This is a genomic window from Rhizobium sp. CF142, assembly GCF_000281145.1.
In the GTDB taxonomy this organism is placed as follows: Bacteria; Pseudomonadota; Alphaproteobacteria; order Rhizobiales; family Rhizobiaceae; genus Rhizobium.
Genome location: NZ_AJWE01000104.1, coordinates 1 through 14,399, shown reverse-complemented (window position 1 = coordinate 14,399; position 14,399 = coordinate 1). Strand labels below are relative to the sequence as shown.

At 58.8% G+C, this 14,399-nt stretch carries 14 protein-coding genes; 1 reads left to right on the top strand and 13 read right to left on the bottom strand.

The genetic code is table 11. From position 1 onward, the window contains the following. Positions 1–302 precede the first annotated feature (302 nt). Positions 303–1,592 carry a citrate synthase gene (gene gltA / locus PMI11_RS24185; protein ID WP_007822430.1) on the top strand — a complete coding sequence of 430 codons (1,290 nt, stop codon included), beginning with the start codon at positions 303–305 and terminating at the stop codon, positions 1,590–1,592. 31 nt (positions 1,593–1,623) lie between these two features. Here gltA and lpxB read toward each other — a convergent pair whose 3' ends face one another. From lpxB to rpsB, 13 genes are all read right to left on the bottom strand, one after another. Then, a complete protein-coding gene (gene lpxB / locus PMI11_RS24180) occupies positions 1,624–2,793 on the bottom strand; it encodes a lipid-A-disaccharide synthase (protein WP_037072012.1) in 1,170 nt (389 codons plus the stop codon). Then, positions 2,790–3,671 (bottom strand): LpxI family protein, encoded by an 882-nt coding sequence (locus PMI11_RS24175; protein WP_007822428.1) that lies wholly within the window; start codon positions 3,669–3,671, stop codon positions 2,790–2,792. Before PMI11_RS24175 ends, lpxB begins: the two co-directional genes overlap by 4 nt. A gap of 3 nt (positions 3,672–3,674) precedes the next feature. Further along, positions 3,675–4,493: an acyl-ACP--UDP-N-acetylglucosamine O-acyltransferase gene (lpxA, locus tag PMI11_RS24170; RefSeq protein ID WP_007822427.1), complete on the bottom strand. Its 819-nt coding sequence runs from the start codon at positions 4,491–4,493 to the stop codon at positions 3,675–3,677. Continuing rightward, positions 4,490–4,957, bottom strand: a complete 468-nt coding sequence (gene fabZ, locus PMI11_RS24165; RefSeq protein WP_007822425.1) for a 3-hydroxyacyl-ACP dehydratase FabZ — start codon at positions 4,955–4,957, stop codon at positions 4,490–4,492. Before fabZ ends, lpxA begins: the two co-directional genes overlap by 4 nt. Then, positions 4,950–6,011 carry a UDP-3-O-(3-hydroxymyristoyl)glucosamine N-acyltransferase gene (gene lpxD, locus PMI11_RS24160; protein ID WP_007822417.1) on the bottom strand — a complete coding sequence of 354 codons (1,062 nt, stop codon included), beginning with the start codon at positions 6,009–6,011 and terminating at the stop codon, positions 4,950–4,952. The genes fabZ and lpxD overlap by 8 nt, the downstream gene beginning before the upstream one ends. Before the next feature lie 50 nt (positions 6,012–6,061). Beyond that, positions 6,062–8,401, bottom strand: a complete 2,340-nt coding sequence (bamA, locus tag PMI11_RS24155) for an outer membrane protein assembly factor BamA (RefSeq protein ID WP_037072015.1) — start codon at positions 8,399–8,401, stop codon at positions 6,062–6,064. A gap of 200 nt (positions 8,402–8,601) precedes the next feature. Next, positions 8,602–9,735, bottom strand: a complete 1,134-nt coding sequence (rseP, locus tag PMI11_RS24150) for an RIP metalloprotease RseP (protein ID WP_007822415.1) — start codon at positions 9,733–9,735, stop codon at positions 8,602–8,604. Positions 9,736–9,764: 29 nt separating this feature from the next. Next, on the bottom strand, positions 9,765–10,595 hold the full coding sequence (locus PMI11_RS24145; RefSeq protein ID WP_007822414.1) for a phosphatidate cytidylyltransferase: 831 nt from the start codon (positions 10,593–10,595) through the stop codon (positions 9,765–9,767). Then, on the bottom strand, positions 10,595–11,338 hold the full coding sequence (locus PMI11_RS24140) for an isoprenyl transferase (protein ID WP_007822413.1): 744 nt from the start codon (positions 11,336–11,338) through the stop codon (positions 10,595–10,597). The genes PMI11_RS24145 and PMI11_RS24140 overlap by 1 nt, the downstream gene beginning before the upstream one ends. 37 nt (positions 11,339–11,375) lie before the next feature. Further along, complete coding sequence (frr, locus tag PMI11_RS24135) at positions 11,376–11,936, bottom strand: ribosome recycling factor (RefSeq protein ID WP_007822407.1); 561 nt, start codon at positions 11,934–11,936, stop codon at positions 11,376–11,378. A 51-nt stretch (positions 11,937–11,987) separates the two neighbouring features. Further along, the gene (gene pyrH / locus PMI11_RS24130) at positions 11,988–12,710 is read right to left on the bottom strand and encodes a UMP kinase (protein WP_007822401.1); all 723 of its coding nucleotides are present in this window, start codon (positions 12,708–12,710) and stop codon (positions 11,988–11,990) included. A 95-nt stretch (positions 12,711–12,805) separates the two neighbouring features. Further along, positions 12,806–13,732, bottom strand: a complete 927-nt coding sequence (gene tsf / locus PMI11_RS24125; protein WP_007822398.1) for a translation elongation factor Ts — start codon at positions 13,730–13,732, stop codon at positions 12,806–12,808. 242 nt (positions 13,733–13,974) lie between these two features. After that, positions 13,975–14,399: 30S ribosomal protein S2 (rpsB, locus tag PMI11_RS24120; protein WP_037072011.1), on the bottom strand; the 425-nt coding region annotated here is incomplete at its 5' end.

The window sequence follows — 14,399 nt, the reverse complement described above, 5'->3', positions numbered from 1 at the left end:
CAACCCCGCCATAATCGCCTGGACCCGCCCCCGGATACCGGCAGAATGCAACCTGAAATCAAAACGAGCAAACAATAATCGATTGAAATAAGAGGAAAATTCGCGGGAGCAAAAAAACCAGTCAAATCATGGTGTTCTGATATGCATTTAGCTCATCGCTGCACTGCCTAAAAGATGATGCCGCGATGCACAAAATGGCATCACGGTAACTTGGCATTAGCTTCGCGATCATATAGCTATCGCTTAGGACGCTTAACCCTTATGGCGCTTTTGCGGCGCCACCGCCACCCCGGAGGATCAGCATGACGGATCAAAGCGCTACAATCAAAATCGGTGACAAATCAGTCGATCTCGCCGTGCGAAAAGGCACGGTTGGACCCGACGTCATCGACATCGGTGCCCTCTACAAGAACACGGCTTCCTTCACCTACGATCCCGGGTTTACGTCGACCGCATCCTGTGAATCGAAGATCACCTATATCGACGGCGACGAAGGCGTTCTCCTGCATCGCGGCTACCCGATCGAGCAGCTTGCCGAACACGGCGACTTCCTCGAAGCCTGCTATCTGCTGCTCTACGGCGAGCTGCCGACCGCCGCCCAGAAGAAGGACTTCGACTATCGCGTCACGCATCACACCATGGTGCATGAGCAAATGAGCCGCTTCTTCACCGGCTTCCGTCGCGACGCCCATCCGATGGCCGTCATGTGCGGCTGCGTCGGCGCGCTTTCGGCCTTCTATCACGACTCCACCGATATCACCGATCCGCATCAGCGCATGGTCGCCAGCCTGCGCATGATCGCCAAGATGCCGACGCTCGCTGCGATGGCCTATAAGTACCATATCGGCCAGCCCTTCGTTTACCCGAAGAACGATCTGGATTACGCGTCCAACTTCCTGCGCATGTGCTTTGCCGTTCCCTGCGAGGAATATGTCGTCAATCCGGTGCTCGCACGCGCCATGGACCGTATCTTCATCCTCCATGCCGATCACGAGCAGAACGCCTCGACCTCGACGGTTCGTCTCGCCGGCTCCTCGGGTGCGAACCCATTCGCCTGCATCGCCGCCGGCATCGCCTGCCTCTGGGGGCCGGCTCACGGCGGCGCCAACGAAGCAGCCCTCAACATGCTGACGGAAATTGGCACTGTCGACCGCATTCCGGAATATATCGCCCGCGCCAAGGACAAGAACGATCCGTTCCGCCTGATGGGCTTTGGTCACCGCGTCTACAAGAACTACGATCCGCGCGCCAAGATCATGCAGAAGACGACGCATGAAGTTCTCGGCGAACTTGGCATCAAGGACGATCCGCTTCTCGAAGTTGCGATGGAACTGGAGCGCATCGCTCTGACCGACTCCTACTTCATCGAGAAGAAGCTCTACCCGAATATCGACTTCTACTCCGGCATCACGCTGAAGGCCCTGGGCTTCCCCACGACCATGTTCACCGTGCTCTTCGCTCTGGCTCGTACCGTCGGCTGGATCGCACAGTGGAACGAAATGATCGAAGATCCGGAACAGCGCATCGGCCGTCCGCGCCAGCTCTATATCGGCGAACCGAAGCGCGATTACGTGCCGGTTTCCAAGCGTTAAACGCTGACTTCGAAGCAAAAAGAAAACCCGGTCAGGAATGGCCGGGTTTTTTGTTGGCGAGTACATCGAGCAATATCTGTGCTGCATGCTCTCCAGGCGGCTTTTCTGTCTGCATGCGCTGCCAGATGAGCTCGTAGCCTTCCTTCATCGCCTTCAGCTGATAGGTGTCGGCTGACAGCCTCTCTATCCAGCGCGCGAGGCTTGCGCCGCGAACGATATCGTTCAGATATTCCGGCACGACTGCGTAGTCGGCGATCAGATTGGGCAGTGCACCGCTCCAGGTCTTGATACCTGACGTCAGCATGCGCATGATCCAATCGACCTTGTAGGCGGAAACGACCGGGACATCGGCAAGCGCCAACTCAAGGATGACGGTTCCGGAAGCTGCCATGGCCGCATCGGCTTCCGCGAAGGCTTTCCACTTCGCCTCAGCACCGACGACGATCTCGGGCTTGATTGCCCAGCCCGCTGTCATCTCGCGCACGAAGGCTTCCTTGTGTGTCACCGTGGGCAGAATGAAGCGCTTTGCACCATCGCGGGCGACAAGCTCACTCGCCGCGGCCTCGAAATAGGGCAACAGCTTCTTGATCTCGGACGAACGTGAACCGGGGAGGAGCAGGATTGCACCATTGCCGGGCCGCCGGTCGGCGCGCAGCCGACGCGTCTCCAGCAATGCGGGATCGGCAACCAGGCGATGCCCGACATAGGTGGTCGTCGGTCCATCAAGGCGCTGCATCGCGGCCGGTTCGAACGGAAGCACAGCCAGCACATGATCGACATAGGCGAGCATGCGCTGGGCGCGATATTCCTTCCAGGCCCAGACACTCGGACAGACATAATTGACGACCGGCAAGTCGGGCAGCGCCGTGCGCACCCGCTTGGCGACGCGATGGGTGAAATCCGGGCTGTCGATGATGAGAAGAATATCGGGCTTTGCCGCAACAATCGCCGCGGTGGTCTGTCGGATAAGAGACCAGAGCTTCGGCAGCTTGGCCAGCACCTGGGTGATGCCCATGATGGAAAGCTCGGAAAAATCGAAAAGTGATTTCAGCCCCTCGGCCTGCAATCCCTCGCCGCCGACGCCGACGAGTTCGATCGGCCCGGAATGGATCTTCCTGAGCCCGGCAATGAGATCGGCACCTAAGAGATCGCCGGAGACTTCGCCGGCTATGACGGCAATCTTCAGCGGTCTGTCGCTCATTGAAGCCCCCATCCCGGTAAACCCTTGTCGATACCGCAGACAAAAAGGCCGTTTTCGTCTGCCGCCTTGATGAGCGCGCCGCGATCAAGCACCAGCGCCCGGCCGGCTTCGACGGCCACTCCTGCAAGCCCGGCGGCTTTGGCGTTGAGCACGGTGGACACACCGATCGCCGGCAGGTCGGCGCGAATATCCTGCTGCGGCTTGCTGAGCTTGACCAGCACACCGCGCCGGCGCGGCGATATACGGCCTGCCGCTCTCAGGTTCGCCACACGGTCAAGCATGCCGTCCGTGCCCTCAACGCCCTCAACAGCGACGACGCGCCCGCCGATCGAGACGGCGCCCTGCCCGATATCCAGACTGCCAAGCACATCCGCGGCCTTGCCTGCACGCTCTATGTCACGACGATCCTCTTCATTGGGCGAAACAGCGCCCAGCGGACCTGCGGTTGCCAGCAGATCCGGTGCAATCTCATGGGCGCCGACGACGCGCAGACCTCGCCCTTCTATCAGCTTGATGACCATCTTCAGAACGGTATCGTCGCCCCCCGAAAGCAGCGTACGGATGGCGGCGGGTACCTTGGTCAGAATACGCAGCGTCGGCCGCACCTCGCGCCATTCCGGTCGCCGACGGACGCTGCCCGACATGACGACACGGCTCACTCCATACCGCTTGAAAAGCCGATCGAGCGAAGCGAAATCACCGATACCGATCGTGGCGTGGTCGAAACCGTCCCAACGACGGTCGCCCTCATCCTTCAGGATAACGATAACAGGATTTTCGCCAGCCGAACGTGCAGCTTCGGCAACATAGGACGGCAGAAGGCCGCCACCGGCAATGATCGCCAGCCGGCCTTCAGCGGTATCGCCGTCGGAAGCCACAGATCAGCCCTTCTGTCCCCGGCTCGGCGAAGACAGCGCGCGATCGCTTTCGGCCGCGATGAAATCGAGGATCTCGACCACCTGCTCGCAATCGGCATATTCGTCGCGGATTTGGGCTGCATTCTCGCGGATCGAGCCGGCACCCTCGAAGATCGCCTTATAGGCACGGCGAACCGTGTGAATGACGGCGCGATCGACGCCGGCGCGTGTCATGCCGACGACGTTGAGGCCGCTCAGAATGCCGGGATTGCCGTTCAGCATGCCGTAAGGAATGACGTCGTAACTCACGGCCGAGAGACCGCCGACAAAGGCATATTTGCCGACTCGGGTGAACTGGTGCACTGCCGCGCCGCCGCTGATGATTGCGTGATCGCCAATGGAGACGTGGCCAGCCAGCATGACATTGTTCGACATGATGACATGGTTGCCGACGCGGCAATCATGGGCGACATGCGAATAGGCGAGAAAAAGACTGTTATCACCGATTACCGTCGAACCGCCATGTTCGACGGTGCCGGTGTTCATCGTAACACCCTCGCGGATCGTGCAGTTGCGCCCGATGATCAGCGACGTGTCGACGGCACTGTGACGGGCGCTTTGCGAGTCGCCACCGATAACGGCCGAAGGAAATATACGCGTACCGGCGCCGACGGTCGTCAAACCGAGAACCACTACATGGCTGATCAGTTCGACATTGTCGTGAAGCGTGACCTTGGGGCCAACATGGCAAAACGGGCCGACCACCACGCCTTCACCGACCGTGGCACCGTCTTCGACCACGGCCATCGGATGGATTCTGGCGCTTTCGGCAATCATGCTCATGCTTTGTCCTTACGTACGATCATCGCGCCGATATCGGCCTCAGCGACGAGTGCACCGTCGACCTTTGCGTCGCAATGGAATTTCCAGATATTGCCGCGCTGCTTGATTTTCTGCACGTGATATTCAACGCGATCGCCCGGCACGACCGGCTTGCGGAAGCGGGCATTGTCGATCGTCATGAAATAGACGAGGTTGCCGGGCTGGCCTTCCTTCTTGGCGCAGATAGCGCCTGCGGTCTGCGCCATGCCTTCGACAAGCAATACGCCCGGCATGATCGGTGCTTCAGGGAAATGGCCGGTAAAATGCGGTTCGTTGACCGTTACATTCTTGATGCCCACGGCGGCATTGTCGCCATCGATATTGACGATCTTGTCGACCATCAAAAATGGATAGCGATGCGGCAGCAGCTTCATGATTTCCATGATGTCTGCCGAAGAAAGCGTGGCGGCTGTTGCTTCAGTCATTCTTGCCTCCCTTTTTTCCGCGCGCCCCTGATTTTGCCATGAGCTGTGCAACATATTTCAGATAGTCATTTAGAGGACGTGCCGGTATTCCGCCATAGCGGCCGCCAGCAGCAAGATCGGTCATGACACCACTTTTTGCAGCGATCTGCGCGCCATCGCCAATGGTGATATGTCCCTTTAAGCCAACCTGTCCACCAATCTGCACACCATCGCCGATGATGGTGCTGCCGGCCATGCCGACCTGCGAAACGACGGCGCAATGGCGACCGATACGGACGTTGTGGCCGATTTGCACCTGATTGTCGATCTTGGTTCCCTCGCCGATGACAGTGTCGTCCATGGCGCCGCGATCGATCGTTGTATTGGCGCCGATCTCCACGTTGTCCTGAATGATCACCCGACCGATCTGCACGATCTTGATCATGCCACGCGGACCCGGCGCATAGCCGAACCCATCCTGACCGATACGGACACCGTTATGAATGATGACACCATTGCCAAGGAGTGCACACAGAATGCTCACACCAGTTGCGATGGAGCAATTGCGACCAATCTTGACGTTGGGACCGATGATCGACTGAGCGCCAATGCGCGTGCCCTCGCCGATCTCCGCACCGGGGCCGATGATTGCCATCGGCTCGACAATCACGCCCTTCTCGAGCCGCGCGGTCGGATCAATAATAGCGCTCGCCGCGATCTCCGTCTCGCCGGACGAAAAGGTCACTGGCTTCAGCGCTGCGGGATAAAGATACCCGCCGGCCATCGCGAAGGCAGCATGCGGATTGGAGGAGATCACCACAGGGATATGCGGCGGCACCAGCTCAGCCAGCGCCTTGTCGCAAATCACGGCCGAAGCCGCGCAGGTCAGGAACTCGTCACGGTTACGGCGAGAGAGGATATAACAGATATCCCCCGCCTGCGCTCTAGCTATAGGAGAGACAGAGCGGATGATGACATCGCCATGAGCGGAATTGCCAAGTTCTGCCCCAAGAAATTGCGCTAACTCAGCAAGTCTCACGCCTTCATGGGGCAGAAAAAAAGTATTTTGCTCCATCGGCAAAACTCCAGAACGGAATTGAAATTTACAGTTCCGGACTGCCGATATCAGAATTGGTTGTTAATGCCAAACTTGAAGCGCTGGGTCTTGTCGAAGTCTTCCTTCACGACCGGGATCGCGTAGTCGACACGCAGTGCACCGAAGGGCGACTGCCAGATCAGGCCGAGGCCAACAGAAGCACGCAACTGCGCGTCCGTACCCTGCGCAGTATCCGAACCGAGAAGCTCGACATCGTTGCCAAACAGCGTGCCGGCATCTGCGAAGACTGCACCGCGCAGGTTAAAGTCACGCGGGAAGCCCGGCATCGGGAAAGTCGCTTCCGCAGAAGCAGTGAAGTAAGTCGTGCCACCAAGCGGGTCATCCGGGTTGGTGATGCGCGGGCCGATACCCTTGTTCTCGAAGCCGCGAATATCGGAATTGGTCAGCGTGAACTGGTCGAAGACGTTCAGATGATCACCGAAGCCGACAACATAACCTGCCGAAGCCGAGAGCGAGCCAATGATGTCGGCATCGTCAGCGAGCAGATGATAGTAACGGGCCTTACCGTAAATCTTGTAGTACTGGGAGTCGCCGCCGAGGCCGGCAATTTCCTGTGTCGCAGTAGCGTAAATGCCTTCACGCGGCAGGACGGTATCGTCAAGCGTGTTGTAGGTCAGCGTCTGCGATATGGAAGACCGCGTCCACGGGCTTTCGTTGACCAGGTTTTGATAGGTAGCGGACAGATCGGACAGACTGCTTCCGCTGGAATCGTACTTCATCTGCTTGTAATTATAGCGGAACGTCGTGGCCAGATCTTCCGTGATCGGCGCCGTTACGCGCAGAACACCGCTGGTTTCCTCGTAATCGTAGTTGTCGTTGCTCGACGTCTCGCTGTGATTGACGTCGAAACCGGCGGCAAGACGATAACCGAGGAAGTAGGGCTCGGTGAAGTTAATACCGTAAGCGCGCGAGCCTTCCTGACCGCCACCAGCCGAAATGCGGATATACTGGCCGCGGCCGAGGAAGTTCTTTTCTTCGATCGAAGCTTCGAGCAACAGACCGTCGCCGCCGGCCGCATAACCGGCACCGATACCGAACGAACCGGTTGACTGATCCTGCACGTCGACGACGATGACGACGCGGTCAGGCGAACTGCCAGGCTGGGTCGAAATGTTGACCGAGGAGAAGTAGCCGAGCGCTTCAAGACGGCGCTTCGCGCGGGTGATCATCTGCTGATTGAAAGCGTCGCCTTCGCTGAGATCGAACTCGCGGCGAATGACGTAATCGCGCGTGCGGCTGTTGCCGCGGATTTCGATACGCTCGACATAGGCGCGCTCGCCCTGGTCGACGAGGTATTCGACGCCGATCGTATTGTTGTTCAGGTCGCGGTTGCCGCGCGGCGTGACGCGCGCGAAGGGATAACCGGCCGAAGCAACCTGATCCGAAATCGCCTCGATGGACTTCTGGACTTCCTTGGCGTTGTAGACCTGACCTTCGCGAGTTCTGACCAGCCCCTGCAGCTGCTGGGCATCGACACCTTCGACGGTCGACTGAACGCTGACCGCGCCGAAGTCATAACGCGGGCCTTCTTCGATATTGAAGGTCAGCGTGTACTTGTTCGTCGCTTCATCGAAAGCGGCATCGGAAGAAACGATGCGCATGTCGGCATAACCGCGATTGTAATAAAACTGGCGCAGCGCGTCTTCATCAGCGTGCAGCTTGTCTTCGTTGTAGACGTCCTTGCGGGTCAGGAACGAGAGGAAGTTCGAACGCTTGGTCTGAATAACAGCGGCGAGACGGCCGGCGCTATAGGCCTGGTTGCCAACGAAATTGATGGCGTCGATCTTGGTGCGGTCGCCTTCATTGATGACGAAAGCGAGGTTGACGCGACCCTCGCCAAGCGGAACGACCTGCGTCGTCACTTCGACTTCGCTGCGGCCGGTAGCGGCATAGGCTTCCTTGATCGCCGCGATATCGGACTGGATCTGCGCATCGTTATAAGGACCAGCGGCATGCGTCTTGACGACGGCTGCGAGCTTGTCGTCCTTGACCTTGCGGTTGCCGTTGAAGACGACCTGGTTGACGAGCTGCGCTTCCTGAACGTTGACGACGAGGGTGCTGCCGGAAACCGAAATCTTGACGTCGGAGAAGTAACCGGTGCCGTAAAGCTGCTTTACGGAGTCGTCAATATCGGTGTTGGAGAAGCTCTTGCCGGGAGTAATGGTGATGTTCGACCGGACGGCCTCAGCACCGACGCGGCTTGCACCGTGTACATCGATCCGCTGAATGACAGCAGCTTCCGCAGCCGTAGCCGAAACGAAAGTCAAAGCACCTGCGCCAGAAGCAACAACACTAGCAGACAGCGCAATCGCCGATACTGCGTTCAAAAACCTTGAACCAGCCTTCATTTCACCCATTACCTTTTTTCCCTCGTCTCCGGCCCCAGGGGACCCCCCGATTCCGGCCACGTGTGTCGTTTTACCCGCTTTTGACATACAAGCAAGGGAGCTCGTTAATTTCTGTTTACTTCATTTCGAAGCGTGACCCATTCGCCACTACAGCTTTGAAACATCGTAAATAAACAGTAATTTTCCCTATCTTTTACGCGCTAGCCGATGAGCGCACTAATGTCATTCCAGGTGGCAAAAACCATTAATGTAAGCACCATGGCCAGGCCAATGCGAAACGCAATTTCCTGAGCCGAAGAACCCAGCGGTCTTCCCCTAACCGCTTCCACCGCATAGAACATCAGGTGGCCGCCATCAAGTACCGGAACCGGCATCAAATTCAGCAATCCAATCGAAACTGACAAAACCGCAGCAAGCTGCAGCAACGCGCCTATTCCAAGCGTAGCCATCTGGCCCGAAGCTTGCGCCACGCGGATCGGCCCACCCAATTGGTCGGCTTTCATCGATCCATTGAGCAAATTGCCAATATATTTGAAGGTGCCCGTCACGATATGCCACGTCTGCGTCACGCCTTCGTTCAGTGCCTGAAGCGGCGTATAGGTCTGCAGACGGAAGTGGCCAACCTCTTCGTTCGTAACGATCCCGATCAGGCCAACCTCGATCTTGTTGCCGAACTGGTCGGTGATATCGGTGCGCTGCGGCACCATCGGCAGGTCCATCTTCTCGCCGTTACGCTCGATGGTCACGACGATGTTCTGGTTTGGACGGATGCTGACATAACGCCGCACGTCGTCGAAGGTCTGAACCTTGGTGCCATCGATTGAGACGAGCAGGTCGCCCGGCAGTACGCCGGCTGCCGCGGCAGCACTGTCCGGCTTCACTTCGGCGACAACGGGATCGGACACCGTGCGGCCGTAGACCGCGAAAAGAACCGTGAAGATGGCAATGGCAAGGATGAAGTTGGCGATCGGACCGGCTGCGACGGTCGCGGCGCGCTTCCAAAGCTTTGCGCCGGCGAAGGAACGCTCGCGCTCCTCATCGGTCATCGCGGCAAGCCTGTCCGTATCCGGCTTGCTGGACGCATCCTCATCGCCGAAAAAGCGAACATAGCCGCCGAGCGGGATCGCCGATATCTTCCACCGCGTTCCGTAGCGATCGGTGAAACCGACGATCTCCGGGCCGAAGCCGACGGAAAAGGCGAGGATACGGATACCGCTCCAGCGCCCGACGAGATAGTGGCCCATCTCATGCACGAAGACGAGCAGCGACAGCACGATAACGAAGGGGATGATGTAGCCCGTCAAAAAACCGAATATGCCGGTCACCGCTTCCATGACTTCCTTCTTCTATCTGGCCGTAATGATCAAAGGCCGAACAATGCCGCACCGAGCGACGTCATTCCGCCGCCCTTTATCAGCGAAAAAAGGCCAGCAAGCAAGAACGCTGAAAAACAGGCAAAAATCAGTCCATCGACACGATCCATGACGCCGCCATGCCCCGGAATGAGACGACTGGAGTCCTTCACGCCGAATTTTCGCTTGATGAAGCTTTCGAAAAGATCACCTGACTGGCTGAAGATGGACAGGATGAGCGCGATCACCGCGGCTCGATCCAGGGCTTCCGGAATCAAAAAATGGACAATGACGGCTCCGGCGATGACGGCTGAAATGGCGCCACCGACTGCGCCCGACCAGGTCTTGCCGGGCGATATGCGCGGAGCAAGCTTCGGACCGCCAAGCGCGCGTCCAACGAAATAGGCGAGAATATCGGTCGCCCAGACCACGGCGAAGATGAAGAGCATAGCGTAGAGGCCAAGCGTTTCATCGCCGCGGATCGCGGCAAGCGCCAATCCGGTGCCGCCGGCATATAGAAGCCCCGGCGCGAACCAGCGGCTGGCACGATGCAGGAAGATCATGGCAATACCGACCGCAGTCAGGGCGATCAGCATTCCGAACGCATATTCGAACGCACCTGCCAGAACGAGCAGGGCGACTAGCGCCTCACCCACCCAGCCGAGCACGTTGGTCACCGGGTCGCGCACGATCCCTGTGATCGTCGACCATTCGTAATAGATCAGAAGCGCGATCGCCGCCGCCACGGTGCGGAAGATAAAGCCGCCATACCAGGTGGCGGCAAGAACGATGATCGCGAGAATCAGGCCTGAAACGATGCGGAGCTTCAGTTCCTGCTTCATCAGGTGTTCACTGCAGCGGCCTGCGCGGTAAGACCGCCGAAGCGGCGATCGCGCGAGGCAAATTTCTCAAGCGCCGACAGGAAGAGCTCGCGGCTGAAATCCGGCCAGTATTCCGGCAGGAAAACGAACTCCGAATAGGCGGCCTGCCACAACAGGAAATTGGACAGCCGCTCTTCGCCGCTGGTGCGGATGATGAGGTCAGGATCGGGGATGCCGGCTGTATCGAGCCGGGCGTCGATCAGCGCAGGGGTGATATCCTGCGATCTGAGGCGCCCCTCCTCCACATCCTTGGCGAGGCTCATCACGGCGCGAGCGATCTCGTCGCGAGAACCGTAGTTGAAGGCGATGACGAGTGTCAGCGCCGTATTGGCCCTGGTCGTCTCCTCTGCTTCCAGCAGAAGCTTGAGGATATCGCTGCGCAGGTTGACGCGGTCACCGATAACCCTGATACGCACATTCTGCCGATGAAGCTCGGCGAGATCGCTACGGATGAAAGCCTTCAGCAGGCCGAGGAGATCAGTGACCTCAGCCTCCGGGCGACGCCAGTTCTCCGAGGAGAAGGCAAAGAGCGTCAGGTATTTGATGCCAAGATCGCCGGCAGTGCGCACGGTCTGGCGAACGGTCTCGACCGCCCTGCGGTGTCCCATCGTTCGCGGCAGGCCGCGCTGCTTTGCCCAACGACCGTTGCCATCCATGATAATGGCAACATGTTCTGGCGCAGTCAAAAATGAGGTTTCCGACATTTTCCGTCCGGTCTTTCTTGGCAAGGACGCAAGTATACTAGACTTGCATGATTTCCTTTTCTTTCTCGCCAAGCAAGCGGTCGATTTCCAAAATCGTCTCGTCCGTCATTTTCTGAACGCGTTCCGACTGTGCCCGGCTTTCGTCCTGGCCGATTACGCCATCCTTTTCGGCTTTCTTAAGGCCGTCCATGCCGTCGCGGCGAACATGGCGAATCGCAACCTTGCTCTTTTCGGCATAGTCATGAGCGACCTTGACGAGAGACTTGCGGCGCTCTTCGTTGAGTTCCGGCAGCGGAATTCGAAGATTCTGGCCGTCGACGATCGGGTTCAGGCCGAGATTCGATTCGCGAATCGAACGATCCACGGCGCCGACCATGCTCTTGTCCCAGACGGATACCGTCAACATGCGCGGCTCCGGCACAGTGATGTTGGCGACCTGGTTCAGCGGCATGCGCGAACCATAGGCTTCAACCGTCACCGGGTCGAGAATGTTGGCCGAAGCGCGGCCCGTACGCAGCGATGCAATGTCGCTCTTGAACGCGGAAACTGCGCCATCCATGCGGCGCTTCAGTTCCTTGATGTCGATACCTTCACTCATACCTATTCTCCTGTCTCAGAAGATTTGCGCCGGTAACGGCGCAACTCCCTATCAGTTGTCGGACACGATGGTCTTGAGACCACCACCCGTCAAGATTTCAGCGAAACGTCCCTTCTCGTGGATCGAGAAAACGACGATCGGAATGGAATTCTCGCGTGCGAGCGCAACAGCAGCGACGTCCATAACGGCGAGGCCCCGGTCGAGAACCTCCTTGTGGGTCAGATGGTCGAAACGCGTCGCCTCCGGATCTTTCTTCGGATCGGCGGTATAGATCCCGTCCACCTGCGTGCCCTTGAAGATCGCCTGAGCGCCCATTTCGGCGGCGCGCAGCGCTGCAGCAGAATCGGTGGTGAAGAAGGGGTTGCCGGTACCGCCGGCAAAGATCACCACCCTGCCGAGCGACAGGTGATACAGCGTGGCGCGCTGAGAGAAACTTTCGCAAATTTCCGGCATGGAAATGGCCGACAGAACCACCGTGTCAATGTTGAGCTTGCGCAGCGAGGTCGCGAGCGCGAGCGCGTTGATGACGGTGCCGAGCATGCCCATGTGGTCGCCGGTGACACGGTCGCCGCCCTTGGACGCAACCGCCACGCCGCGGAAAATGTTACCCCCGCCAATGACGACACCGACCTCGACGCCCATCTGCCGTGCATCGGCAATGTCTGACGCGATGCGGTCCGCTACCGCAACATCGATCCCGAAGCCCTGGCTACCCATCATCGCTTCCCCGGAAGCCTTGAGTAGAACACGTTTATAGATTGGTTCCGACGTCATGTTGGCTCCTCGTATATTGCCGCAATTGCCCGATACACGAAGGGCATCGCGTTGTCACGCGATGCCCTTCGGTTTTCCCAAATATGGCAGCAAGATCAGCCCTTGGCGACAGCAGCAACCTCAGCTGCGAAGTCGGTAGCTTCCTTCTCGACGCCTTCGCCGAGGAGCAGGCGGGCCATGCCCACGACTTCGATCGCTGCGCCGGCTTCCTTTTCGGCTGCCTTGACCGCAGCGCCGACCGTCAGGTCAGGGTTGATAACGAAAGCCTGCGAGAGAAGAGCGACTTCCTCGAAGAACTTGCGCATGCGGCCTTCGACCATCTTTTCGATGATGGCTTCCGGCTTGCCGGATTCGCGGGACTGCTCGATGAAGACGTTGCGTTCGCGCTCGGCGACTGCGGCATCGACTTCTTCGGCGCGGATCGCCAGCGGGTTGGTCGCAGCGATGTGCATCGCAACCTGGCGGCCGAGCGACGTCAGGACGGCCTTGTCGCCGACCGACTTCAGCGCAACGAGAACACCGAGCTTGCCGATGCCATCGCCGGCAGCGTTGTGGATGTAGGTCGCAACAACGCCGTGCTCGACTTCGAGCTTGGCGGCACGACGCAGCGTCATGTTCTCGCCGATGGTTGCGATCGCGTCCTTGATGGTGTCAGCAACCGGCTTGCCGGATGCCGGATAGGTCGCAGCCGAAATGGCTTCGATCGTGCCGTCGGTGGAAAGCGCAACTTCGGCGATGCCGCGAGCGAGATCCTGGAAAGCATCGTTACGGGCAACGAAGTCGGTTTCGGAATTCAGCTCGATGACAACAGCCTTGTGACCGGCACCGGCAATGGCGACCAGACCTTCAGCGGCGGTGCGGCCGGACTTCTTGTCGGCCTTGGAGATGCCCTTGGCGCGCAGCCAGTCGATCGCGGCTTCGATATCGCCGTTGGTCTCGGTCAGCGCCTTCTTGCAGTCCATCATCCCTGCGCCAGACTTTTCGCGCAGTTCCTTCACCAGTGCAGCCGTAATCTCGGTCATAAGCTTCCTCTTGTCGGTTTATACGGTGGCCCGCAGCGCGCGGCGCGGCACCGGATTGAGGCACGAAATGTACCTGTATGTATGACAGCGTTATGAAGACGCGTCATAACAGAATTCATCGGGGCAAAAGCAGTCACAGCTTCCGCCTGAAAAGGGCAAGGCCGCCGAACTTCCAGGAGTCGCGAGCGGCCTTTCCCAATCTCTGCAAGCTCGGGCGGAATTTTTTGCTCCGCCTGCTTTTATCAGGCTTCGGTCGCCTCATCGAGCGCTGGCTCGAACGGAGCTTCCGCAGAAGCGCCGAGGTCGCGGCCCGATCCGCTCTGCTGACGGGCAATACCGTCAATGGCAGCGCGGGCGATCAGGTCGCAGTAGAGAGCGATGGCGCGCGAAGCGTCGTCGTTGCCCGGGATCGGATAATCGATCAGGTCCGGATCGCAGTTCGAGTCGATGATGGCGACGACCGGGATGCCGAGGCGCTTGGCTTCGTCGATCGCGATCTTTTCCTTGTTGGTATCGATGATGAACATCAGGTCCGGCGTGCCGCCCATGTCCTTGATACCGCCGAGGGCCTTGTCGAGCTTTTCGCGCTCACGTTCGAGGTTCAGGCGCTCCTTCTTGGAGTAGCCGGACTGCTCAGAAGACAGAATTTCGTCGAGCTTGCGCAGGC

Excerpts from the sequence above, each read along its gene's own strand:
- PMI11_RS24140 (WP_007822413.1), bottom strand. The coding sequence starts at position 11,338 with ATGTCGGAAACCTCATTTTTGACTGCGCCAGAACATGTTGCCATTATC.
- frr (WP_007822407.1), bottom strand. The coding sequence starts at position 11,936 with ATGAGTGAAGGTATCGACATCAAGGAACTGAAGCGCCGCATGGATGGC.
- lpxA (WP_007822427.1), bottom strand. The coding sequence starts at position 4,493 with ATGAGCATGATTGCCGAAAGCGCCAGAATCCATCCGATGGCCGTGGTC.
- bamA (WP_037072015.1), bottom strand. The coding sequence starts at position 8,401 with ATGAAGGCTGGTTCAAGGTTTTTGAACGCAGTATCGGCGATTGCGCTG.
- tsf (WP_007822398.1), bottom strand. The coding sequence starts at position 13,732 with ATGACCGAGATTACGGCTGCACTGGTGAAGGAACTGCGCGAAAAGTCT.
- rseP (WP_007822415.1), bottom strand. The coding sequence starts at position 9,735 with ATGGAAGCGGTGACCGGCATATTCGGTTTTTTGACGGGCTACATCATC.
- lpxB (WP_037072012.1), bottom strand. The coding sequence starts at position 2,793 with ATGAGCGACAGACCGCTGAAGATTGCCGTCATAGCCGGCGAAGTCTCC.
- lpxD (WP_007822417.1), bottom strand. The coding sequence starts at position 6,011 with ATGGAGCAAAATACTTTTTTTCTGCCCCATGAAGGCGTGAGACTTGCT.
- fabZ (WP_007822425.1), bottom strand. The coding sequence starts at position 4,957 with ATGACTGAAGCAACAGCCGCCACGCTTTCTTCGGCAGACATCATGGAA.
- pyrH (WP_007822401.1), bottom strand. The coding sequence starts at position 12,710 with ATGACGTCGGAACCAATCTATAAACGTGTTCTACTCAAGGCTTCCGGG.
- PMI11_RS24145 (WP_007822414.1), bottom strand. The coding sequence starts at position 10,595 with ATGAAGCAGGAACTGAAGCTCCGCATCGTTTCAGGCCTGATTCTCGCG.
- gltA (WP_007822430.1), top strand. The coding sequence starts at position 303 with ATGACGGATCAAAGCGCTACAATCAAAATCGGTGACAAATCAGTCGAT.